This window comes from Litoribrevibacter albus, from assembly GCF_030159995.1.
Lineage (GTDB): Bacteria > Pseudomonadota > Gammaproteobacteria > Pseudomonadales > Litoribrevibacteraceae > Litoribrevibacter > Litoribrevibacter albus.
The window spans coordinates 236,588-260,696 of the sequence record NZ_BSNM01000003.1 but is presented as its reverse complement, the minus strand read 5'-3'; the positions used below and the strand labels follow the sequence as shown (position 1 = coordinate 260,696).

General features: G+C 43.5%; 23 protein-coding genes and 4 tRNA genes. 12 read left to right on the top strand and 15 right to left on the bottom strand.

Translation table 11 applies throughout. From position 1 onward, the window contains the following. Positions 1–42: 42 nt before the first annotated feature. The 5 genes from QQL66_RS02990 to QQL66_RS02970 form a co-directional block, all read right to left on the bottom strand. Complete coding sequence (locus tag QQL66_RS02990) at positions 43–3,150, bottom strand: response regulator (RefSeq protein WP_284378601.1); 3,108 nt, start codon at positions 3,148–3,150, stop codon at positions 43–45. 199 nt (positions 3,151–3,349) lie between these two features. Then, a tRNA-Gly gene (locus tag QQL66_RS02985) sits at positions 3,350–3,425 on the bottom strand. A 2-nt stretch (positions 3,426–3,427) separates the two neighbouring features. After that, positions 3,428–3,503: transfer RNA gene (locus QQL66_RS02980), tRNA-Glu, on the bottom strand. A 46-nt stretch (positions 3,504–3,549) separates the two neighbouring features. After that, positions 3,550–3,625 (bottom strand) — tRNA-Gly (locus tag QQL66_RS02975). A 2-nt stretch (positions 3,626–3,627) separates the two neighbouring features. Beyond that, positions 3,628–3,703: transfer RNA gene (locus tag QQL66_RS02970), tRNA-Glu, on the bottom strand. Between the two features lie 213 nt (positions 3,704–3,916). On the opposite strand from QQL66_RS02970, the gene QQL66_RS02965 reads away from it, so the two are divergent. Both QQL66_RS02965 and QQL66_RS02960 read left to right on the top strand, forming a co-directional pair. Then, entirely contained in the window at positions 3,917–4,708 is a 792-nt protein-coding gene (locus QQL66_RS02965; RefSeq protein ID WP_284378598.1) for a hypothetical protein, read from the top strand. Positions 4,709–4,826: 118 nt separating this feature from the next. Next, a complete protein-coding gene (locus QQL66_RS02960) occupies positions 4,827–7,202 on the top strand; it encodes an ATP-binding protein (protein WP_284378595.1) in 2,376 nt (791 codons plus the stop codon). A 4-nt stretch (positions 7,203–7,206) separates the two neighbouring features. Here the strand turns inward: QQL66_RS02960 and QQL66_RS02955 are convergent, their stop codons facing one another. From QQL66_RS02955 to msrB, 3 genes are all read right to left on the bottom strand, one after another. Then, on the bottom strand, positions 7,207–7,656 hold the full coding sequence (locus tag QQL66_RS02955) for a MarR family winged helix-turn-helix transcriptional regulator (protein ID WP_284378592.1): 450 nt from the start codon (positions 7,654–7,656) through the stop codon (positions 7,207–7,209). Positions 7,657–7,691: 35 nt separating this feature from the next. Beyond that, a complete protein-coding gene (locus QQL66_RS02950; RefSeq protein ID WP_284378590.1) occupies positions 7,692–8,168 on the bottom strand; it encodes a glutathione peroxidase in 477 nt (158 codons plus the stop codon). 132 nt (positions 8,169–8,300) lie between these two features. Beyond that, entirely contained in the window at positions 8,301–8,705 is a 405-nt protein-coding gene (gene msrB, locus QQL66_RS02945; RefSeq protein WP_284378588.1) for a peptide-methionine (R)-S-oxide reductase MsrB, read from the bottom strand. Positions 8,706–8,810: 105 nt separating this feature from the next. On the opposite strand from msrB, the gene QQL66_RS02940 reads away from it, so the two are divergent. The 4 genes from QQL66_RS02940 (at position 8,811) to QQL66_RS02925 (ending at position 11,995) form a co-directional block, all read left to right on the top strand. Beyond that, positions 8,811–10,022 (top strand): pyridoxal phosphate-dependent aminotransferase, encoded by a 1,212-nt coding sequence (locus QQL66_RS02940; protein ID WP_284378585.1) that lies wholly within the window; start codon positions 8,811–8,813, stop codon positions 10,020–10,022. Between the two features lie 44 nt (positions 10,023–10,066). Then, the gene (locus QQL66_RS02935) at positions 10,067–10,495 is read left to right on the top strand and encodes a hypothetical protein (RefSeq protein ID WP_284378582.1); all 429 of its coding nucleotides are present in this window, start codon (positions 10,067–10,069) and stop codon (positions 10,493–10,495) included. 178 nt (positions 10,496–10,673) lie between these two features. Next, positions 10,674–11,558, top strand: coding sequence for a protease HtpX (gene htpX / locus QQL66_RS02930; protein ID WP_284378580.1), 885 nt, complete (start codon positions 10,674–10,676; stop codon positions 11,556–11,558). 182 nt (positions 11,559–11,740) lie between these two features. Beyond that, a complete protein-coding gene (locus QQL66_RS02925; RefSeq protein WP_284378577.1) occupies positions 11,741–11,995 on the top strand; it encodes a hypothetical protein in 255 nt (84 codons plus the stop codon). A gap of 63 nt (positions 11,996–12,058) precedes the next feature. Here QQL66_RS02925 and QQL66_RS02920 read toward each other — a convergent pair whose 3' ends face one another. Further along, positions 12,059–13,222, bottom strand: coding sequence for an ATP-NAD kinase family protein (locus QQL66_RS02920; protein ID WP_284378575.1), 1,164 nt, complete (start codon positions 13,220–13,222; stop codon positions 12,059–12,061). Then, on the bottom strand, positions 13,222–14,364 hold the full coding sequence (gene pdxB / locus QQL66_RS02915) for a 4-phosphoerythronate dehydrogenase PdxB (RefSeq protein ID WP_284378572.1): 1,143 nt from the start codon (positions 14,362–14,364) through the stop codon (positions 13,222–13,224). Before pdxB ends, QQL66_RS02920 begins: the two co-directional genes overlap by 1 nt. A 222-nt stretch (positions 14,365–14,586) precedes the next feature. On the opposite strand from pdxB, the gene QQL66_RS02910 reads away from it, so the two are divergent. Then, positions 14,587–14,847, top strand: coding sequence for a WGR domain-containing protein (locus tag QQL66_RS02910; RefSeq protein ID WP_284378569.1), 261 nt, complete (start codon positions 14,587–14,589; stop codon positions 14,845–14,847). A 116-nt stretch (positions 14,848–14,963) separates the two neighbouring features. Here QQL66_RS02910 and rhlB read toward each other — a convergent pair whose 3' ends face one another. Together rhlB and QQL66_RS02900 are read right to left on the bottom strand one after the other, a co-directional pair. After that, positions 14,964–16,421, bottom strand: a complete 1,458-nt coding sequence (gene rhlB, locus QQL66_RS02905) for an ATP-dependent RNA helicase RhlB (RefSeq protein ID WP_284378566.1) — start codon at positions 16,419–16,421, stop codon at positions 14,964–14,966. 70 nt (positions 16,422–16,491) lie between these two features. After that, positions 16,492–17,103, bottom strand: coding sequence for an elongation factor P hydroxylase (locus QQL66_RS02900; RefSeq protein WP_284378563.1), 612 nt, complete (start codon positions 17,101–17,103; stop codon positions 16,492–16,494). A 110-nt stretch (positions 17,104–17,213) separates the two neighbouring features. On the opposite strand from QQL66_RS02900, the gene QQL66_RS02895 reads away from it, so the two are divergent. Continuing rightward, positions 17,214–18,689: an MATE family efflux transporter gene (locus QQL66_RS02895; protein WP_284378561.1), complete on the top strand. Its 1,476-nt coding sequence runs from the start codon at positions 17,214–17,216 to the stop codon at positions 18,687–18,689. Here the strand turns inward: QQL66_RS02895 and QQL66_RS02890 are convergent. Beyond that, positions 18,658–19,116, bottom strand: a complete 459-nt coding sequence (locus QQL66_RS02890; RefSeq protein ID WP_284378558.1) for a gamma-glutamylcyclotransferase family protein — start codon at positions 19,114–19,116, stop codon at positions 18,658–18,660. The two genes, QQL66_RS02895 and QQL66_RS02890, sit on opposite strands and share 32 nt — an antisense overlap. 147 nt (positions 19,117–19,263) lie before the next feature. Here QQL66_RS02890 and QQL66_RS02885 point away from each other — a divergent pair, with 147 nt between their 5' ends. Then, positions 19,264–19,929 carry a hypothetical protein gene (locus QQL66_RS02885; protein WP_284378555.1) on the top strand — a complete coding sequence of 222 codons (666 nt, stop codon included), beginning with the start codon at positions 19,264–19,266 and terminating at the stop codon, positions 19,927–19,929. A 133-nt stretch (positions 19,930–20,062) separates the two neighbouring features. Beyond that, positions 20,063–20,956: a DMT family transporter gene (locus QQL66_RS02880; protein ID WP_284378553.1), complete on the top strand. Its 894-nt coding sequence runs from the start codon at positions 20,063–20,065 to the stop codon at positions 20,954–20,956. Between the two features lie 20 nt (positions 20,957–20,976). Here QQL66_RS02880 and tusA read toward each other — a convergent pair whose 3' ends face one another. Both tusA and QQL66_RS02870 read right to left on the bottom strand, forming a co-directional pair. Further along, positions 20,977–21,222 carry a sulfurtransferase TusA gene (gene tusA, locus QQL66_RS02875; RefSeq protein ID WP_284378551.1) on the bottom strand — a complete coding sequence of 82 codons (246 nt, stop codon included), beginning with the start codon at positions 21,220–21,222 and terminating at the stop codon, positions 20,977–20,979. A gap of 62 nt (positions 21,223–21,284) precedes the next feature. Beyond that, on the bottom strand, positions 21,285–21,773 hold the full coding sequence (locus QQL66_RS02870; RefSeq protein WP_284378549.1) for a hypothetical protein: 489 nt from the start codon (positions 21,771–21,773) through the stop codon (positions 21,285–21,287). A 189-nt stretch (positions 21,774–21,962) separates the two neighbouring features. On the opposite strand from QQL66_RS02870, the gene QQL66_RS02865 reads away from it, so the two are divergent. Both QQL66_RS02865 and QQL66_RS02860 read left to right on the top strand, forming a co-directional pair. Continuing rightward, positions 21,963–22,247 carry an antibiotic biosynthesis monooxygenase family protein gene (locus tag QQL66_RS02865; RefSeq protein WP_284378547.1) on the top strand — a complete coding sequence of 95 codons (285 nt, stop codon included), beginning with the start codon at positions 21,963–21,965 and terminating at the stop codon, positions 22,245–22,247. 205 nt (positions 22,248–22,452) lie between these two features. Further along, positions 22,453–24,000 carry a methyl-accepting chemotaxis protein gene (locus QQL66_RS02860; RefSeq protein ID WP_284378542.1) on the top strand — a complete coding sequence of 516 codons (1,548 nt, stop codon included), beginning with the start codon at positions 22,453–22,455 and terminating at the stop codon, positions 23,998–24,000. Positions 24,001–24,109 lie beyond the last annotated feature (109 nt).

Here is a 24,109-nt window from a genome sequence, read left to right as displayed (position 1 = left end):
ACAACAGCCTTTCCATCAATAAACACAAACCAGTTAATCTAGCTACGCACTGTAGTTATTCGCTACATCAAGCGTTCCAGCCAGACATTCTTCAAATCGATCCTTCAAAGAGTCGATATCATCTAAGTTCTTGTTCTTAAAAGCGTATTCGAGACTTAGAGCCGCTTCACGGAGCGGCAATGCCGAGAGATTGGAGGCGCTGCCTTTCATGCTGTGCACAATAAAAATACACTGCTGAGTATCTTTCGAAGCAATAGCATCATTTAAACGAGTCATCACATTCATCGACTCTTGGCAAAAAATGCTCATCAACAGCTTCAATCGGTTCTCATTTCCTCCTACACGTTTAAGGGCTGCATCAATATCTATCCATGCCTCTTCAACGCTATCCGGCGAATCAATATCTATATCAGCCTGCAACACCTCCATCGCCATCGAACCTGCATCGATTGGCAACCAAGTGATCAGCTTGTCTTTCAAATCACCAATATCTACAGGCTTGGATAAATAATCACTCATGCCAGCATCCAAACAGGCTTCACGATCCCCTTTCATTGCATTTGCCGTCATCGCAATGATTGGTAAGTCTTGCCATTGGCTCTGTTTTCGAATCATTCGGGTTGCCTGGAAACCGTCCATAATTGGCATCTGTACATCCATTAATACCAAATCAAAGTCGATACGCTGTAAAGCCATCAAGGCTTCTTTGCCATTCCCTGCCACTTCAACATGAGCCACCAAATCGGATAGCATCATGCGAGCAAGCTCCTGATTCATTAGATTATCTTCAACCAGCAACACCTTAGCATTAGGCCAAAACAACGTATTGTCTTTTCCTTCTGAACTGTCATCTTTGGATACAAACTTACCAAAGGATCGCTCAACCTCTTCAACCAAACCACAAATTGTTAACGGTTTTTCCAGGAAGTTCTGAACATCGAACTCTGAAGAACACCTAGACGTATCTTCATCCAAACTACTTAAACTCATGATAATCGGAAGCTGATCCAGATATGGCATGGTCCGAATCTCCGACACTAACGCTTCACCCGACATAACCGGCATATCGAAATCAACAATCAAAAGATCAAGACTCGCACTGAATCTTAAATCTCGTAAAGAAGCCAACGCATCTAATGAAGTAGAGACCGTTTTGACTTTGCAAGAAAGGTTTTCAAAGACATGCTCAAAGAATTGGCGTGACTCGTGATGGTCATCCACCACCAATACCTGAATTCCTTTTAAATCATCATGCAACGAAGGGTAGGCAAAATCATCATCCGCACGCTGTAGTCTCAACACAAATCTAAACGTGCTCCCCACACCGTCTTCACTTTCGACTTCGATGGCACCACCCATCATTTTTACTAATTTCTTACAAATCGCGAGGCCAAGACCGGTTCCGCCAAACTGACGACTGGTTGAACCATCCGCTTGCTGAAACTCACTAAACAACATTTCTTGTTTATCTTGAGCAATACCAATACCGGTATCTTCGACGCAAAACTGAATAGCTACCGCATCCGCCTCCTCAGCCAATAATCTGACACGAACAACCACATGACCGGCATCAGTAAATTTCACCGCGTTACTGACAAGGTTAATTAAGATTTGGCGAACCCTAAGTGGATCGCCTTTCACCATACGGGGAACATCAAAGTCCTGGAGATGAATTAATTCGATATTATTTTTTCGAGCAGAATCACCAAACATTGTGATGACAGCTTCTAGTTCAGCCAATAAATCAAACTCGATGGCCTCCAGATCCATTTTCCCTGCTTCAATCTTAGAGAAATCAAGAATGTCATTAATGATTCCCAAAAGAGATTGAGAGGAACCGCGAATCTTTCGAATGAAATCTTGCTGCTTATTATTAAGCTCTGTATCCAGCATTAAATTGGAAAAACCAATAATGGCATTCATTGGCGTTCGAATTTCGTGACTCATATTAGCCAAGAACTCACTCTTGTGGCGACTTGCCTCCTGAGCTCGTTCACGTGCCTGTTCAAGTTCCATATTTTTCGTTTCTAACGAATCATATTGGGACTCAATCTGAGCACTCATGGTATTAAAGGCTGCAGCTAAATCCCCCACCTCATCGCCGGTCTCAATTTCTACCCGAACTGACCGATTCCCTGAAGATAACTCTTTTACAGATTTAGACAGTTTAAAAATCGGCCGGACCAGACTACGGGCAAAGAACAGAGAAACCACAGCACCCGCCGACAACACCATGATACACATCCAGAACATATCACTACGAAGATCAAAAATCGGCTTCATAACGATCGATTCCGGAGTTACATCAACCAGCGACCAATCGCCTTCATGATTAATCCCGTATTCGCTTAAATTAGCAAAACCGGCCAAAACCATTTCGCCGGAAGAGTCTTGGTAATTAATACTGCCCTCTTCTTCATCCTTTAATAGCTCTAGCAGGTTTGGAAACGACTTTGAGTCAGGCATTGGATTAAATGTTTGACTGGAAGGATCAAGAGAAAAAAGAACATCGCCTCGGGCATTCACCAGATATGCATGTTTATTGCCGATTGTTCGTCGATCCATCTCAGAGACTTTATTTTTAACATAATCGAGATTAACGACCGACGCTAACACGCCCATGACATTTAAGCCGTTATCAACAATGGGAGTAAAAATAAACGCGATCAGCTGATTTCCACGAATATGAGCATCTCGAAAGAAAACATCGCCCTGACGCGCAGAGAACGCCTGCATTAACAAACGACGGCTGTCATCATCTCGATTTTTAATCCAATCAATTAACTGACTGCTTTCAGTAACACTGATGGTTTTACCGTCTTTTTTAAAAAGAATGAGTTGTTTTAGATGGGGATTCTCGATCAATACAGGCAACATATAGGATTGCACCTGTTGATCATCCTGATATTGAAAAACCTGAGACTGAGCAAGAATTTTCAGCTCCACCACCCGCTCCATCATAAACTCATCAATGGCGCCGGCAGTATTTACAGCCACATTTACAATATTTCTCTCAATCGATTCACGAAGCGCCCGCTCTGAGGCAGTGATCGCCAACCATGTTGTCAACGCGACAACAAAGACCGTCAATACAACACCAAACGAAATCAATTTGGTAGACAAGCGAATCTGAGAAAATGAGAAAGCCAAAAGGTAGTCCGTTATCAGTTATAATTTTCGAATAACTTTAGAACAGAAAGCATAATAAATAAACTGATTGATCCCTTTGGGAATCAGAGATTTATAAGAATAGCGTAACATCAGACAAAGCGACTCAATTCTTAAGAAAATCAAACCACTTTTATACAGGCATAAAAAAACCAGTCATGTAGACTGGTTTTTAAAATTCTGGAGCGGGAAACGAGACTCGAACTCGCGACCCCAACCTTGGCAAGGTTGTGCTCTACCAACTGAGCTATTCCCGCATTGGCGTCCCATAGGGGGTTCGAACCCCTGTTACCGCCGTGAAAGGGCGGTGTCCTAGGCCACTAGACGAATGGGACACTAAAACTTTAACTAACGATGTAAGAAGTTATGCTAATGCATAATTGGAGCGGGAAACGAGACTCGAACTCGCGACCCCAACCTTGGCAAGGTTGTGCTCTACCAACTGAGCTATTCCCGCATTGGCGTCCCATAGGGGGTTCGAACCCCTGTTACCGCCGTGAAAGGGCGGTGTCCTAGGCCACTAGACGAATGGGACTCCGTACTTCCTACTGACCTCGTCAGAAAGTGCGCGTATCTTAATAACACATCGGTAGAGTGTCAACTCTTTATATTACTTTTTTTACATTTTTATAAAACTGAGGCTAAGGCCTTGAGTTATAGTGATTTTAGTCGATAACAAGACTAATATTAAAATAGGTATATCAGCTATTTGCATATACATAGCAACGGTACGTAGGATTAAACCAATATGTCATCAGGACTTACGACAGGACTCATAGTATTAGGCATCATTATTATCTTGATCGGGATTGCCTATATTAACCAGCAGATGGAGAAGAACCGTATTGAGCGTTCTCGCATCTCTCAAAACTTGCACGACCAAATAAACATGCTGGAATCACTACTACGAGACCTTCCTCCCCACTACCTGCATAAAGGATTAAAACGCCTACTTATAGAAAGCATGATGTATAAGGCAAACCACCTATTTTCCATTGGCGATAAAACACAAAAGAATTTTGCAAAACAAATGCTGGGGGAAGCCCAGACACAACTCGCTCAAGTAAATACATCGGTCGAGCCTAAAGAATTTCCCGTTAAAACCTCAGAACAAGTCAGACGTGTACGCAATCTATTGGAAGTACTTAACCAGCATTTATTAAGCCTGGCTCGTGGCGGAAGAATTAGCAGAGATAAAGCCAAGAGCTATCACATGCTGGTTAAATATCTTTATACCCAAGCAGCGTTTGAGTTTTATCGCGCAAAAGCCGAAGAGCAGGAATCTTCAAATAAGATTCGAAGTGCAATACATCAGTATTACCAAGAAGTTACCGAACTAGAGAAGTTTGCCAATAAGAATGGTAACCGTATCGAATACGTTCGTAAGAAGATCGACGCACTTAAGCGGAAAGCGGATGAAGAAGCTATGGCGAAACGAAATCACGCTAAAGCCACTGATCAGCCTTCTCAATTAGAGAAAGGCATGGATAAGCTCGCAGCAGAAGACGAACAAACAAAAATGAAACAAGTTTATGACTAACCCAAGTATTTAGTGGTACGCTTTCAAGCTTAGGAATCTAAACTATTATAAAACAATGTTTACAAGGACTTGTTCAGCTGCTTACTACATATATATGTAGCTGAACCATATCGCTCAAATGAGAATACCTACGAGACAACGCCTTTCTTATCGACAGGCAAGAAATACTCTTTGTGTAGCATTCTTACTAGGCATCATATTTAGCCTGTTTGTTATAACTGCCAACTATTATCGCATTCAATCAAAGGTTGAAGAGCAAATTCAATCGTTAGCAAGTATTACCATTTCTCCTGCTTCTCGAATTGCATACAACATTGATATAGAACTGGCGAAAGAACTGGTAAAGGGACTAGCACAACTTCCGCTCGTTAAACAGGCTGCAATTATAGAGCCTTCCGGCGACATTCTTGCCTCGTCCTATCGTGAAACGCCGGAAAGTAAATACAGCCAACTCATCGGCCTTCTCTTTAATAAATCTCCGGAATATTCATTCAAACTTTCCGTTGCACACGATCCAACAGAAGAACTGGGTAATCTCCATCTCACTATTAATATGGAGCCCACCGGTGAACGGTTTATTAATGACAGCTTAACGCTTCTGGGAACCGTGTTAGTTCAAGCCTGTATTCTGGCCTTTTCACTACTGGTCATGTTTTATTTCATGCTTACTAAACCCCTAAGCTCCATCACATCACAACTATCAAACATTCATGCCAGTGAAGACCCAACCAAACTTCGTATAGATCAGCTCAAACAACATCAACAAGACGAAATCGGGTTATTAATTGAAACAACCAATAAACAATTAAGTGAAATTGAACGAAGCTTCCACGAACTAAAGCAGGCAGAAAAAGATCGACAGCGTTATACGGAACGCCTGGAACAAGCTGTTGAGTTAAGAACAAAAGAACTGACAGAAGCAAACGATGAACTTACCAGCGCTAACCAAATGCTGGAAGTTGCACGAAAAGATGCCGAGCGAAGCAGCCAAGCTCGAGCGATCTTCCTTGCGAATATGAGTCACGAGATTCGAACACCATTAAGCGGTGTACTCGGAATGATCAACCTTGCGCTGGAATCAAAAACAGGTATCGATGACGCCACCAGAGACCAACTCAAGCTGGCCAGTGCATCCGGTGATACACTCCAACAAATTCTGAACGACATTTTAGATATCGCCAAAGTTGAGTCAGGGAAGATTAACCTTGAAGCAATGCAGTTCGATTTAAGAGAAATGCTTGAACAGACGGTAACGCTCTTTAAAAATTCCCCTCAAGCTGAAAAGATCGACATGTATCTTTCAATTCAGCCTGATTTTCCTGGAAAAGTTACCGGTGACCCTACCCGGATACGCCAAATCATCAGTAATTTAATAAGCAACGCCTTAAAGTTTACCAACAAAGGACATGTTGCAATTATTGCAGAGTACCTCCCGACCTCTGGTTCGACAGCTCATGGGCACGCGACTACTTCTCATAACATCCGACTAAAAATCATAGATACGGGCATAGGCATGACCCCGGAGGAGCAAGACGTTATATTCACCCCGTTCACCCAGGCAACCTCTCACACCACACGAAAATATGGCGGTACAGGGCTTGGTCTCACTCTGGTTAAGCAACTAACCGAGTGTATGCACGGTGACATTACCATTGAGTCTGAAAAAGGCGTTGGTAGCTGCTTTACACTGAGTTTCCACCTTCCTTGCGAAGCCTGGATTGAGCAGCAATTTCTAGTCAACCAACCCGATTTATATCTGATAAATACTCAAAACAATCACCCTATTGAAAATCAGGATCTGATAGATCAGTTAAAATTCTGGGGCGGAAATTTGAAATTTGCAGATTCGTCAGATGCTGTAGACATAGCGGAAAACCAAATCTATCTGGCCTTTTCCGAGAAGAACGAGTCTCATCAATCGCTGCCGGAAAACAAAACCATAATTATCGTCGATGAGGTCTCTCCAGAAAGTCGTTATTTACAACTCCAAAGACCGATCTTCCATAGCCTGCTAAAAGATGCGCTCAAGAAAGCTCTCAACATTAAAGCGAACAAACAAGAAGCCAGCTCAAACGCAGATGCACCTACACATAGCTACAATAAAGAACGTATCCTTATCGTAGAAGACAATGAAGTAAACCAGAAGGTTGCCACTGGTCTGCTGAAAAAACTTGGCTTTACAGAAATCCACATCGCCGACAATGGACAAATTGCAGTTGATCTACTGAAAAAAGAAAACAGCTTTGACCTCATATTAATGGACTGCCACATGCCCGTTATGGACGGCTATGAAGCAACACAGGCCATTCGAGACCTCCCTCAAGGGAAGAACATCCCGATTATTGCCGTGACGGCTAACATCATGAATGAGGACAAGCAGAGATGCTTTGATTGCGGAATGAATGATTTCTTAACCAAACCATATAGAAAAGAAGATTTGATTAGGAAGCTCGACCAATGGCTACTTGATCCGGAGCAGTCAGCATCAGTCTAACCAACTACCCCAATAACTTCAGATTCAACTCTTTGAGCAGTGTCATTAGCTGATCTCTTAATTGAAGATCCTCTTCTGACACATTCAAATCGCACTGAAGTTTCAATGGGACCTGCTCCGCCTTCGCACGCAGAGCAGCCCCCTTCTCTGTCAGCAGAACATCAACCCTTCGTTCATCGTCCTTACCGCGCTGACGATTCAACAACCCGTTTTGCTCAAGTCTCTTCAATAACGGAGTCAGTGTTCCTGTGTCCAACATGAGCAACTCACCGATATCACCGATTGAACTAGTCTTTCCCTGATTCTCCCACAGCACCATCATCACAAGGTACTGAGGGTATGTCAGCTCAAGCTCATCCAATAAAGGACGATATCGACGCGTCATAGAGCGCGATGCACTGTACAACAAAAAACACAATTGATTATCCAATTTTAACTGCTCAGGATAACTCACATCACACCCTCATCAATCTATATCTGCTCACTGAATTAAAGCATTTTCTCAATATCTGCCTTAATTTTTTCTGGCGGCGTTGTCGGCGCATAGCGGGATACGACCTCACCGTCTTTGTTAATCAGGAACTTGGTAAAATTCCACTTGATAGTTTCACTACCCAACAAACCTTTCGCATTGCTCTTTAAATATTTATATAAAGGATGTGCATCGGAACCGTTTACATCTACTTTTTCAAACATTGGAAAAGAAACGCCGTAGTTTTTCAAACAGAAAGAAGCAATCTCTTCGCTGCTACCCGGTTCTTGATTCCCAAACTGATTACACGGAAAACCAAGGATCTCAACACCTTTCCCCTCCATTTCCTTATACAAAGCCTCCAACCCTTCATACTGAGGCGTTAAGCCGCACTTGGAAGCCGTATTAACAATCAGAAGAACCTTCCCTTGGTATTTCTCCAAACTGACTTCTTCACCCGTTAACGTATTAGCCGTAAATTGATAAACACTCATAATCTGCTCCAAATTAGATATTGCCAAATAATATTGTGCACAATATATTTATTTTGACCAATTTACAACCAATCATACAATCCACTAGAAAGCCTCAGATATACTAATGAGGCCTTTTATCACCAAGCGAACTTACTCACCATCCTTTAAGTCAGGCTCAAAGTGAAGAGAAACACTGTTCACACAATACCTAAGCCCCGTAGGTAAAGGCCCATCAGTAAACACATGACCAAGGTGAGACCCACAATCACTGCACGTAATTTCTACACGTTCCATACCGTGAGTTGTATCTCGATGTTCCTCTACAGCTGCACTGTCAACCGCTTGAAAGTAACTCGGCCAACCAGACCCTGAATCATACTTCGCCATTGAACTGAACAGAGGCTTGTTACAGCAGACACAATAATAAAGACCAGAACGCTTCTCATTGTAATATTCACCGGTAAAAGCCCGTTCTGTCCCCTTTTCCCTACAAACATGAAACTCCTGCTCGGACAATAACTCTCGCCACTGAGCTTCCGTCTTCTCAATTTTCATACTGTCCTCCTTTATTTTTTAATAAGTGTACATTTACAGCTTTCATGACGCACAGGTATCATTGCAAACTCTCACTAAGTTAAGGGTATTTCCGAGTCACTGTCTATGCACACGATCAATAAATCAAATAAGCTTTTAAATGTTTGTTATGACATCCGTGGTCCAGTACTACGTGAAGCACGTCGTCTTGAAGATGAAGGTCATAAAGTCCTAAAACTAAATATCGGAAATCCTGCCCCATTTGGTTTTGATGCGCCAGACGAAATTATCCAGGACATGATTCGAAACCTGTCGAACGCACAGGGGTACTGTGATTCTAAAGGCTTATTCGCAGCCAGAAAGGCCATCATGCACGATTGTCAGAATCGCAATGTCAAAGGTGTGGAAATTGATGACATTTACATCGGCAACGGTGTCAGTGAACTCATTACCGTATCCACTCAAGCCCTACTTAATAATGGTGACGAATTACTAATCCCTGCCCCGGATTACCCATTATGGACTGCCGCAACCAGTCTCGCTGGCGGTACAGCCGTGCATTACATTTGTGACGAACAAAGTAACTGGATGCCTGATATTGAAGACATCAAGCGAAAAATTACTGATCGTACCCGTGGTATTGTTGTCATCAATCCAAACAATCCAACCGGTGCAGTTTACCCTGATAGTGTTCTTTTAGAGATTCTTGAATTAGCGCGCCAACATAACCTGATCGTTTTTGCTGACGAGATCTATGACCGAATTCTTTATGATGGCGCAACTCATACGCCTTTAGCGTCACTGTCGGAAGATGTTCTCACCATCTCTTTCAATGGTTTATCCAAGGCTTACCGGGCTGCTGGGTTCCGTTCTGGCTGGATGGTCATTTCCGGACCAAAGCATCATGCAAAAGATTACATTGAAGGTCTTGAGATCCTATCTTCGATGCGGCTATGTGCGAATGTCCCAAGTATGTTTGGCATTCAAACTGCCCTGGGTGGTTATCAAAGCATTAATGAATTGATTCTTCCGGGCGGTCGCTTATTAGAGCAAAGAGATCTTTGCTATGAAGCACTGAATCAAATCCCTGGGATTAGCTGTACCAAACCTGAAGGTGCTTTGTACCTCTTCGCAAAGATGGATAAACGCTTCAACATTCAGGACGATGAACAGTTTGCATTAGATTTACTTCGACAAGAAAAGATTCTGATAGTACAAGGCACAGCATTCAACTGGCCTCACCCGGATCACTTCCGAATTGTATTTCTTCCTCATAAGGAAGACTTAATGCAGGCAACCACCAGACTTGAGCGATTCTTTAGCCGCTACAGTCAATAATACAAATTCAACAAATAATACGGTTTGAGCAGTAGAGAGAAAGCATGGACGAATTACACATTGAGGACTTTTATCGAGATTGCGCTATTGTGCTCTTAAGGCTTTATCGCAGTTTTCCTCGAAAAGTATCTGTCTATGTTGGCGATCTCTGCGGATATGAAGAAACCGATGAAATAGGACTGTACAGCGATCGCTTTCAGTCCTGCTTCGCAGCCATTGTCTGGCTAACGGAAGAAGGATACATCAGACATGCAGGAAGCATCGGCCAAGAAGCCATTGAACTGGCAACATTGACTCACACCAGCTTTACCCATCTATGCGGTAAACCCTACGCAAACGAGAGTGGTGATTTTCCACGCTTTGCTACATTAGCCGCACAACTGCATGAAGCCATCACTAAAGGCACGTCTAACGAAGTCAATCAACTTGCCCAACGCCTGCTGAGCAACTTAGCTTCAAGCACTGAGATATAGATCCCTAGAGACCGTAGTCAGCAAACAAACACACAGATACTCAAACTTTATGACGTATTAAGTGTCATATTTCATCATAATAATCTCTGGAAATCTTGAAACTTAATTTATCGCCCATACTGATAGTACTAGATAAGATTTCCCGTAATGAATACCAGAAGCGTTTTGAGGAGAAATAATGCTTAGAATCGGTTTATTCTTACTAACCAACCTTGCCGTAATCATTGTGGCAAGTATTACTTTGAATCTATTGGGTGTCGGTTCCTATCTGGATGCCAGAGGCGGCCTAAACCTTCAAAGCCTACTAATTTTCTGTGCAGTCTTTGGGTTTAGTGGCGCATTGGTCTCTCTGTTTATTTCAAAATGGATGGCTAAAAAGACAACCGGCACACAAATCATTTCACAAGCAAGAAATGCAGACGAGCACTGGTTACTTGAGACAGTAAAAGAGCTTTCTGAGAAAGCCGGTATCGGTATGCCAGAAGTTGGCGTTTTCCCTGCCCAACAGGCAAACGCATTTGCTACAGGCTGGAATAAAAACAACGCGCTTGTTGCCGTTAGTGCAGGTCTACTGCAGCGATACAGCAAAGAAGAAGTCAAAGCCATTCTTGGTCACGAAATCGGTCACGTTGCCAATGGCGACATGGTTACGTTGGCACTGATTCAAGGCGTAGTGAATACCTTCGTGATGTTCTTTGCCCGCGTCATTGGTCATACCGTTGATCGCGTAATTTTGAAAAATGAAGAAGGTCACGGGCTAGGTTTCTTTATCGCAACCTTTGTTGCAGAAATCATTTTAGCCTTCCTGGCTCAAATCATTGTTATGTGGTTCTCTCGTCGCAGAGAATACCGTGCCGATGAAGCAGGTGCTAAACTCGCCAGCCCGGCAGGCATGGTAGCGGCACTAGAGCACTTACGCGCAGAAACTGAAGTACCAAACCAAATGCCTGACAGTTTAGTCGCCTTTGGCATCAACCAAGGCATGAGAAGTGGCTTACAAGCGATGTTCGCTAGCCACCCTCCTCTAGAAGAGCGAATTAAAGCACTTCGTGAAAGATACTAAGCACTGTTCCTATTTGTGCGTAAGAATAAGCCCCGAAGTTTCGGGGCTTTTTTGTATAAGAAACAACCAAATTCACACTAATGAATGAGCTTTCCACTTACAACAAATAACACGTTGCTCGTTAGTTCCTTTCGCTTTTTAAAATCTATATTGAGATGAGAAAAGGAGCCTAGGGGAAAGCCATGTCTGTACAACTACAATTCATACAAGATTGTTCTTCTCAAGATGATGAACAAAGAGCACGGATCATCAGCGCGCTTGAGGTTGAAATCAAACATTTCACCAAAGCCATGAATGCAATCCGCAATTTACCAAGCAGTCATGATGAAGGCATGGGAGAAGCCTACGATGCTTACTGTCGAATCATCAGCGCCTATCAGGAAATGATTAATGTCAGAACGGGAATCATTGAACGCCTAAGAACAAGCAGAATTTGATAGCGATGATTGAACGACTCTACAACGAGTCGTTTCTAGAAAACCGAGAAGAGGTAGAGCTCACTAGGGACAGACAGAATAAGACGTCACACCATCAGAAACCGGATATACAATTTCATCCTGATATCCGGTTGTGATGCGATACCAACCACACAATTCGCGGTCAAGCGCCATATCACCGGTATCAGTCAGCATAGGTCGACCTTCCAAAGATTTGATTTTTGTCTTGGTAGCAATAATCTGAATATGGTCTTTTCCTAACTTACGAATAACCTGAGGACTCAATTGCTGATTCCCCCGACCAAACACATGCCCCTGGCCACCAATTACAGATATAACCAACTTTGCCTGATCAGCCTGATCAATGTATTCAACTAATTGAGCTTCAGAAACATCGTTCGCAACCAGCTCACGATTCCTCACCAAATCCACGCCCAACAAAGTGCCTTCCAGTCCCAATTCATCTAGAATTGCCTTGGTGGTTGCGCCTGAGCCTATGATGTACAAGACATCATCTTCCATTGTTTCAACAATTTCAGCAGCAATATCGGTGATAACCCACTCTTCCTTTTCAATGCCACCACACTTCATCATTTGAACAAATCGACCTTCTTCTGGAACAAGCATTTCACCATACAATCTGGCTTGTACTCGCCCGTCTCTGAATGCCTCTTCATCAATATCACGAACATCAGCGGAACGCACGCCGATCAACTCGCCTTCAATCATCTGAAGTAACAGAGCACCGGCAGATTGTGGATTAACAGCATACACCGCTGAGTGAATTTTCACTCCGGCTGGAATACCAAGCACAGGAATACTCTCTCCAACCACCGAACAGATATCCCGTGCAGTACCATCCCCACCCGCAAACAAAATCAAATCGACACTGTGATCAAGGAACTGTCGAACAGAAAGAGAGGTATCTGATGCATCGGTAGCACCAATGTGTGAGTAGTCTTTATCTTCAAGGGCTATAACAGAAACTGATTGAAAGCCCATTGAGGAAAGTAATGACTCCCCCATAAGTCCAGGCGCAGTAACAAAGGAAAGAAAGGCGTTGTGTTTCAATAACATTTCCAACGCCACAGCAACACGTTCCTGAGCTTTCGGAACAGCTCCCATTGAGATGGCCTGATCAGCCACACCATCACTGCCCTTCAGGCCAACGCTACCACCCAAGCCTGCCAATGGGTTAATCAGCAGGCCGATCTTTAATTGATTCATCAGTTTTTAACTTTTACTTTAAAGCCCGCCGCTTCAAATTTGGGTGAGTTTGCCGAATCATTTCTACGCATCTTCACGCTTAATGAGGAAAACTCTCTTCGGGTCGGATAATTCTTACGAAGCAGATCAAAGGCCTCAGAAATGTTGGCAGATCTCAGAACCGCTCGTCTTAGGGCCCTGTCATCCCGGCGTATGTCATAAGCCACCTGTACCAAACGAGGAAACACCTCTTCAAATACAGAGCCTTTCGCAAACCCCACTTGAACCAGATCCGGTTCTGGCAGCATTTGAGATAATTGCTTACGGTTGGGTAATCCCAAGAAATGGCAGATTTGTGAATAAATCTGGAAGGTTCCTTTATATTTACCATCCAAACTATAACCAGCAATATGTGCTGTCCCAAGATCAACCAAATCCAACAGTTCTCGTTCCACTTCAGGTTCAGTTTCCCAAACATCAAGAACTGCTTTAAATTCAGTGCATAAAATCAAATGTTGCTTTAATGCCGCATTATCAACCACAGGACCACGCGCACTATTAATCAGAATCGCATCTCGATTCATCCTACGAAGCACATCTTCATCGATGAGATGATAAGTCGGATAGTCTGTATCTTCGGTAAGAGGAACATGCAGTGACACCACGTCGCATCCAATCACCTCTTCAAAACTGGTTAAAGGTAAGCTGTCATCCTCAAGGAACGGATCATACGCTTTGACTTCAACACCCAACTTTCTGAGCCGATGCACTAAACGACTGCCTACGTTACCAGCCCCAACAACACCAACAGTGAGATCAGTTATGTCTTTGTTTTCATCCTGACACAAACAAATCAATGCACTGATAACGTAATCCACTACAGAGTGAGCGTTGCAACCTGGCGCATTCGCAAAACCAATCCCCTGAGCGGCAAGCCAATCAAGATCAACATGATCAGTTCCTATGGTCGCCGTTCCAACAAACTTTACTTTCGACCCTGACAACAACGCCTCATTCACTTTCGTGACAGATCGAACCAGTAAAATATCTGCATCCTTAACATCATCCGCTGTCATCGATCGCCCAGGAAGGCGAACAACTTCACCAAGTTCCTGAAACAGACTTTCAACTAACGGCATGTTTTCATCAGCTACAATTTTCATAAGTAAAAATCGCAATTCCCTTAATAAATAGGAGTGGAATTCAGCAAAACCGGCCACTCTTGCCAAGAAGCAATACTAAAATGTTTCCAACTATATTCACAAGGTCATATCAGGCACTTTTCATCAGCAACAAACCATCGGTAGTCGCGCCAATTAAATTGCTCAGATATAATCGAGCCAAGTACCTATAACCTTATAGTAAATCCGGAATTATAAACCACCATGCTGATACGATGGCATAAAGACAATTCGTATTTTATCGCGCATATCCATCAGGATTTGTTTGGTGGTTGGGTATTCACTCAATCTACAGGCATCATCGGCAGCAGCAACGGAAAAGTAAAAAATATTCCTGTCGCCAGCCATTCCGATGCCGTAAAAAAACTGGATCAACTCGTAAAACGCAATCAAAAAAACGGCTTTATCATAAAAGAGCGTAGTGATGAGCCGACACAATTGGACTGGATTCTCGAGTACAGTTAAATTCTTAAGTACAACCTACCTCTTGAGCGCAACCTACTTCTTGAGAGCCACTCATTTCTCAAGAGCCACCAGCCAATAAAAAAGGGCGCAACCGCCCTTTCTTAATTTTCAGTTTATTAATTCTCGATGTATTCCATTTTCAATTTATCGCCCACATAGGCTTCAATCTCAGGAATTACAAACGCATCATCTTCACTGGCAAAACTGATTGCATGACCAGTGCGCCCGGCACGTCCTGTACGACCGATACGGTGTACATAATCTTCAGGATCTTCCGGCAAGGTGTAGTTAACAACGTGCGTGATGTCATCCACATGAATACCTCGACCAGCAACGTCAGTAGCCACCAGCACTTTAATACTGCCTTTCTTAAAGTTTTCCAGTGTTTTAAGACGTTTGTTCTGAGGCACATCACCAGACAAAATCGCCACTTTTACATTATCGGCTTTCAACTTCTCATAGAGACGACGTGTTTGATCTCTACGATTCAGGAAGACGATCACAAGCCCTACATCATCGCCATCAATGATCTTTTTCAACTGACCATATCGTTGAGAGGCTTCAAGTAAGTAAACACGTTGATCTACTCTATCCGAAGTCACCTGCTCAGGTTCAATCTCAATACGAACCGGGTCCATCGTCCACTGTTCTGTCAGACGAATGATGTCGTCGTTATAAGTTGCACTGAACAACAGAGTCTGACGATCTTCTTTATGAGGTGTCTGTCGAACAATTTTCCGGACATCCGGAATAAAGCCCATATCCAACATACGATCCGCTTCATCCAGAATTAATATTTCAACCTGATCCAGATACACATCTTCTTTGAACATGAAGTCGATCAAACGACCTGGTGTCCCAATCAGAATATCGACAACTGAATTACGAAGCACCTGGCGCTGTTTGTCGTAATCCATTCCACCAACCACACAAGCCACCGTTAAATCGGTATAGCGGGTTAGTTCACGTGCATCCTTCTCAATCTGAAGAGCAAGTTCGCGAGTTGGAGCCAACGCCAACACACGAGGTTCACTCGCAAAGCGTTCACCCTGATAAGGATTGTTCAACAGGTTTTGAATAACTGAGATCAAAAATGCAGCTGTCTTACCGGTACCGGTCTGAGCCTTGCCGGTAATGTCTTTGTGCTGCAATGCAATAGGAATTGCAGACGCCTGAATTGGCGTACAGTAATTGAACCCTGATTCGCAAATGCCTCGCATCAGATCTGAATGCAATTCAAAGTCATGAAAACGAACCTTGCCCTCTTCTACCGGGACAACAAATTGATCTATCGACCAATCACTCTTATTGGAGGTACGAGCATGTTTCTGTTCGTGCTGATCTCTCGGCTTGGCCTTATTATGGCTGCGCTTATTTGATTTGGCGTTTGCCTGACCATGTGGCTTGTTGCCAGATTTTGAGTTATTCCCTCTCGGCTTTCTCGAACCACCAGACTCTTGCTGACCAGTTTTCTTCGTTTTTTGCTGCTGAGATTGATTCTTTGAAGAAGATTTATCTTTGCCTGAAGCTTTATCTTCAGAACGTTTTGTCCACGCTTTCAGTGCTTTAAGCACAACTTCACCTACTTATGTTGATGCCAACCCTGCCCGCTTTATTCTTTCTAAACGAACTATGTCAGCAAACTTACTCCAAATACCCTAACTTGGAGCGACTAAACCAATGAGACTCCAGCGAAGCAACACCTCTATATTCATGCAATAAGGTGTTAATCAACTTCATGGGTCGTTCACCGATACCGTTTTCTATATAACTATGGGCCTGCTGATGAACTCGATCAGCAAAGCCTTTGGCATCCACCGGGCTGCCGTTGAGGTTATCAAAGCTTAATCGAAATGGAAATGCTGCTGCTTCAGCTAAAATCCACTCCAATGCCTGCGGTTTCACTTCCACCTGTTCAAATAATGTCTGTTGCTCAGGCGTGCGGCCATCAGGGCAATACCAGTAACCATAATCAAACTGCTGGCGTCTTTCTTTTCCAGCAATACACCAGTGACTGATTTCATGTAGCGCACTGGCAAAATAATCCTTAGTAAAAAAGATAGCATGTAAATTGGTTTGCCTCATGTGCATAGGAACGTATTCAGGCTCTGGATTAAAACCTATTAACTCAGTCTGTTCACTTCCTTTAAAGCATTGATTAAACAACGAAATTATATCTTCCGCTTTATGACCTATGCTTTCTTCAGCGCTATTTACAGCGTCTAGTGGAGACTCCAGAACACTCACATCTGACATCAAAAAACCTACTCTTAATCACTGTCCTTTCTAATAAGGTCGGCGTATTATAGCCATCCTCGTTGTCGAAGTCTTATTGTTTCCCTTATTACCTCTCCCAAGTTGTATCCATGACTAAATTTAACGACATTTTCGTTGAAGCCAAGCGCCTCATCGAGTTGGCACTACCTATTATTCTGTCACTCAGTCTTAGTTGCTCAATGTCCGTAATTGATACCGTCATGACAGGGCAAGTGTCCGCTCAGGATCTCGCAGCAGTTTCTATTGGTGCGGCAGGATGGAACCTGTTGTTTCTGACCATGACTGCCGTGATCATGGCACTCACTCCACAACTGGCCAAGTTGTTTGGTGAGAGAAACTACTCGGCCATATTGGATTGGGTATGTGGTGGTCGGTGGTTTGCATTGCTCGTCACGTCTGTTTTCTATGCCGCCAGCGTTGTTACATTATATGCCATCAGTCGTTTGGACACGGCACCCGGCACCATTGATCTTGCAAGTAACTACTTACTCTTTATTCTTTTAGGACTACCTGCCGCAGCACTATTACAAGTACACAAAAGCTTATCGGAAAGCAGCGGTAACACGAAACACATTCTGTTGGTTACCGGCATCGGGGTTCTTCTTAACATTCCGTTGAATTATTTATTCATCCACGGTCTGTCATTGGACAACCAAACGGTACTCATACCCGCAATGGGCGGTGCGGGCTGCGGAATGGCCAGTGGCATCATTTTCTGGCTAACACTGATCGGGCTTATCCAGATTCAAAAGAAAGACAAACAGCTTACGCACAAAATTTTTAACACAGACGACTCTAACGACTGCAAGCATCGAAATAATTTCAGCTGGACAGTGCCCAAAGAGTTCAAAACCATCGCCTCTCAATTGGCTAAAGTTGGCATCCCTATCGGGCTGGCAATTTTCGCTGAAGTATCGGTCTTTACCTACATTCCATTAGTCATCGCTCATCTGGGAAAAATCCAGGTTGCGTCACACCAGATTGCACTGAACGTATCCTCCATGATGTTTATGATTCCGTTAGGTATGAGCCAAGCAATTACAGTAAGAACAGGGTATCACCTTGGGCGAGGCAGCCCTCAAATGGCTCAGATGGTATCAAGGACAGGCATTGCCATCGCTTTTCTGTTTGGCATTGCATCGATGTCACTGATCATGCTCAACAGCAATTCAATTCCAAAACTGTATACCGATAATGAAGAGGTGTTGCTACTGGCCAGCTCGCTACTCATTCTCGCCGCCATTTTCCAATTATCAGATACAGTGCAAGTGACCGCTGCAGGTGCACTTAGGGGATATCAGCTTACAACCATTCCGATGATTCTCACCCTTGTTTCCTTCTGGGTGATCGCCATTCCAGTCGGTTACATTCTTGGACTGGAATCTGATGTCAGAAGCTATTTGGAAACGATCATCTATCTGCCAGATCCAATGGGAGCAAAAGGCTTCTGGATTGCACTGATTTCCGGGCTCAGTGCTAATGGTTTATTACAAACGGCGTATTTGTTTTATATACAAACCAGGCGACATACTGCTACTCACCAGGATTCGTTTTCACCTTTGTAAGCTTGTGATAGTAATCTTCTGATAAATGCTCACGACCAGCTAACAAGTGATCCAAATACCAGCGATCCGGTCGCAGACCTTCCACAAGAGTCGCTTTGTTTGCGATATATACCCAAGATGGTATATATCCGTGAACGGTTTCGATAGAGAAAATCTCTCGACTGTATAACCTTGGCGCACCTTCAAAGGGATCCATCTTCCGAATTTGATGCTCATCTTCAAGGCGATACAACACACCCTCAACATGAGAATTCGGGTCATATACAATATTTGCATAGGCACGTGCAGGATGATCCCAAGCCTTTTTATTAAACGCTAAGCGATAGCCTTTCATCACTCCTTTGACCGAATCTGAAAACGACAAACCTCGAACTGCCATTCGATCTCTGTTCATATTCGAACCGTACGCAAAGTAATAATGTTTCATAATCTACTGCCGATACCTTAGTTAATCACTTAATAAATTCGAAGCTTTGGGCTATTGCGTCTAAGCTTTCCCATACAGCCTGACTACTCTCATTTTATGACGACTGATCTGGAAAGTAACATCATTAATCTCGATAGTTACAGGGGGATGAAAAAGTCACTCCCTAAACAGGGTAGCCGTATTGTCCGAATTTCTTCAGAGCTGGATGGCATGGAAGCCTTGTATAGCTCAGACCTCAGCCCCGAGCATCTATTTTCCGTTAAGATTCTTTTCTGGGCACTCTTAGATAACGGTGAAGCCTACGCGGTTATCCCCTGGCTTGAAGACACCATCACGACAGAAAACAACCGTTCACTCGAAGGGAGTTGGCAAGGCTATTTTGATGCATCCCAAGATCGGATTTTCTTCAAACCACCAAAGCATAAACAACAAGAGTTGAAGCTGGCCCACCAGTTTTATGAAACACGCGCCTCTCATAATGAAAAGTCGAAGACTACAAAACTGGAAGTTACCCCCCAGCAATTACCCGATCACTTAGGCACACATGCCGCATTCAAAAAAACCAATGAAAAAGGGTTCTACCTTAAACCCGTCATCAGCTGGCAACTCACTCAAGATGGTGATTTACAAGCAATGGTTCCAAAAGTGGATGACCCTAACATCCAACCAATCATAGGTTCAGATGATGAACTAATGGCCGCCAACACACATGCCGAATTTCGATACTACTTCCAACACGGCATCGCAAAACGGATTAAACACCAAGATCCTAACGCACTTACGGTTGTATCGCTTTTGATTGATCTGGTGTAATTCTCACTATCGATCATGGTTATTCCATTGACACTATTTTATTCGACTAGATTCGCCGCCATCACGCCTTGAAAGCTGAGCAACACTGCGGAAATATGATAGAATCGCGTTTTTCTTTCCGGTTGTTCTCTCTATGTTAGCCTCGGCCACCGTTCGTGCATCTCTCCTTCTACTCGCCGCAGAATTCTTATTAGCCTCTATGGGCGCACTTATCAAAATTTTGGCCCTGGATTTACCCAATGAAATGATCGTTTTCTTCCGCAACCTTTTCGGTTTGATGGCCATTCTTCCACTATTAATGACGATGGGGAGCAATCTGTTCAAAACAAGCTGCTTCCGTTATCACCTGCTACGGGCCACTGTCGGTGTATCCGCCATGTATTGCTTCTTTTACAGCATTGGTCACATAGCGTTTGCGGAAGCCATGTTAGTAAAACTATCTGCACCGTTATTTATTCCGATTATTGCCTTTATTTGGCTCGGCGAACGAATCTCTAACTGGTCGAAAATAGCAATCATCGTCGGCTTTGTTGGTGTGGCAATAATCTTAGACCCAGACGCTTCAGAATTTACGCTAATCGCCTTAATTGGCCTCGCTGGCGCTGCACTAGCCAGTTTGGCTAAAGTCACTATAAGAAGGATGGGCAGCACAGAACCAAGCGCACGCATTGTGTTTTACTTTGCCTTACTCAGCACCCTGATTTCAGTTGTGCCCCTGCTCTGGACTTGGAAAACCCCCAGCCTATACGCACTTGGTTTATTATGTTTGATGGGCACCATGGGGACCGCAGGTCAATTGATGATGACGAAAGCCTATACTTTGGCGCTACCAGGGCGCATAGCGCCATTCACCTACGCTTCGTTGGTCTATGCATCTGTTTATGGCTGGGTATTTTGGGATGAATCGCTGCGATGGGCAACAGTGATTGGCAGTCTACTGATTTTCGTATCCGGACTATTAACACTGAAGAAAACCAAAAAATCGTCTCACTCAAATCAAAGTGAAGCGACCACACCTGCACAATAGATATTAATTAGCGTCGTAATTTAACGGCGCTTAATAAAATAGATATAGGTTCCATCACTTTCCTCTTCTTGAATCAAGGTGTGATCCAACATTTTGCAGAACTGAGGAATATCACGCGTGGTCGAAGGATCAGTAGCCTCAACTTTCAAAACCTCTCCGGAAGCCATCTCACGTACTTTTTTGTGCAACATCATTACAGGTTCAGGACACATCAAACCTTTGGCATCGAGTTCATGCTGGAAATCAGGAATGATAGATTCAGACATCTGGAAAAACCTTCTTAATAACTAAAATTAATGCATTCAGCACTGTGGTTAAATCAATAAACTTAGGATAGTTCAGAGCAATCAGGACAAATATGCTTTGAATCGGACTTTCGCCACCCCAACGCAATCAACCGAGATTCAGCATGTTGGACCTGGGCATCAGAATCATCATATTCTCGACTAACAAACTCTAAAGGATATGACTCTTGGCACACATCGCACTTTACTTGCCAGGTGAGAATATTTAACGAACCAAACTCCTCACCAGAAAGCTCAGCCTGCCACTGATCCGAAGGCTCAATCAAGTAGGACATTTGATCAACAGTTAACGGAAGACTCAGTGTTTTACTGCCCTTTAAAGACACATAAATCACATCCCCCGTCGATAATCCAACACCTTTCCCAGTTGCTGAAAAACGACCTTGCGAATGAGTAGAAAAACTCAATAGCGCATTTGAATGTTCAGTGCGAACATTTGGAGAGGTTTTTCGATAGTTCGTTCGATCCGGCAATTCACGCGCCACCAGATTTATTGCTATAGCAGAGGTCACAACAAAACCTAACTTTTGAGTCAAAAATAATTACATTAAATACTAAAAATGGCGGTATGATACTGTAATCCTTGAAAATCTGCTGGGTTTTATTTAAAACCGAAGCAGCGGCCTATTTTCTTGGATAGCAAACCAGTTAGGAAGCGCTAAACTTTATCTATACAGGCAACAAAACATAAGGATCTCGTAGTGATTAGAGTATTGATTGAACGAAATATAATGGACGGTCTTGAAGATATTTATGAAGAATCGGTTCGAAATATACTGCAATCAGCCATTCAAGCCCCAGGATTTCTTGCCGGTGAATCAATGAAAGATGCCAGCAATCCACTTCGCAGATTAACACTGTCCAAGTGGCGCTCTATCCAAGACTGGAACAACTGGAATAACTCCAACCAACGCACTGAATTGATGTATAAAATTGACCCTATGCTATCCGAACCAGAAAAAATCACGATTCTGGAACACGCATAAACACCACTTCTGGAAGGCAATCACCCCCTGCCTTCCAAACCATACCTTTAAGTTTTTCACTCAATAGCCGATAAATACCATTAGTACAGCCCAGGCACATTCAATTGTGACTAAAAAATACGTCCACAACTACAACTACGGCTACAACAACCTATTATTGATAGAGGCTATCTGAAATAGCCCACGCTGTTATCGAGACTCGATTATGAAAAAAAACTTACCTGTTACCCATAAGAACATACCCGTGGAAAACAGGCATGAAATAGTGTCTGTTACCACCGAAAAAGGTGTGATCACTGATGTAAACGAAGACTTTGTTGAGCTTGCTGGCTTTTCAAGAGAAGAGCTCCTGGGGCAAGCGCATAACCTTGTACGCCATCCGGATGTTCCTCAAGCCGTGTTTGCCGATTTATGGCAGCATTTAAAAGCCGGTAAAGCCTGGATGGGTATTGTAAAAAACAGAGCAAAATCCGGGGATCACTACTGGGTCGACGCCTATGTTAGCCCCATTAAAGAAAAAGGTAAGATAACAGGCTATGAATCTGTTCGACGAAAAGCGTCTGATGAACAAATCAAACGCACAGAAACGGTCTACAGGCGCCTAAACGAAGGCAAAAAACCAGTTCCTTTCTACGCTGAACTGTCTGAATTAATCGAGTATGGACTTTGTTTCTTGTTATTCGCAGTGGCACTGATCGGTCATGAGTTTGTTGGTTGGGCTCTGAGCGCGCCTCTGGCAATTATTGGTGCTGTGCTTTCAGGAAAGCTTTATAAACGTCAATTAAAGCTGGCTGTTCCGGAAGCATCGGACAATGCAGACTCCAACTTCATACAATACATGTACTTAGGCGCCCCGCATAAAGCCAATGAGCTAGCCCTTCACTTGAAAGCTGCGAACTTCAGGCTTCAAACTGTTGTTAAACGTATTAACCTCAGTTCAACGAAATTAGCCAGTGCAGTGAAAGAAAGTCACAGTTCAACGCAGCAAACACAATCCCAGATTCAAAAACAGCAAACCGAGCTTTCCGACGTACTTGGTGAAACAACCGATATCCTCGAAGGCATTAACGCTATTTTCCAAAAGCTGGAAAACTCGCGAGAGCTTACCCAAAAAGCCCATCAACTGAGTGATAAAGGTAACTACATCATTCAGGAAACCATCAACACCATTCAGGAATCATCTAACTCAGTAGAAAAGGCTGAACAAACCGTTGATCAGCTAGCTCAACGCTGTGATCAAATCAGCAAATTTGTGGATGTTATTAAAGGCATTGCCGATCAAACGAATCTACTGGCACTGAATGCAGCCATTGAAGCCGCTCGCGCCGGAGAGCAAGGTCGGGGGTTTGCCGTAGTTGCGGATGAAGTTCGCTCTCTTGCCATGAAAACGCAGGAATCCACCAACCAGATTCACGAAATTATTGAGCAGCTAATTTCCGAAGCCTCAGACGCCGTCAACATCATGCAGTCCAGTAAGACAACCACCGAAACAGGTGTCGAACAAGTCACTGAAGCAGGTGAAGCACTTCAAGACATTCGAACTGCTGTTGATGAAATCAAACAGATGTCAGAAGAGATCGCGGCCTTTACAGAGCAACAATCTCAACAGACCGGCATTATTCAGGAAAAGATCAACACAGTAATGACCCATAGCTCTGACACACTAAAATCGATGGAGAAGTCTTCGGAAATGAGTGAGTCTCTGATGGAACTTGCTAATGACCAGCGTCAGTTACTGAATCAATTTAACTAACCTAGTGAACCAACCCTTTCAGCCATCGGTGAGCTGCCATTCAATTTGGCAGCTTGCTGGCTTTTAGATGCCTAAAGCTCACGCATTCACCAGCTTGCATTTCACGCTA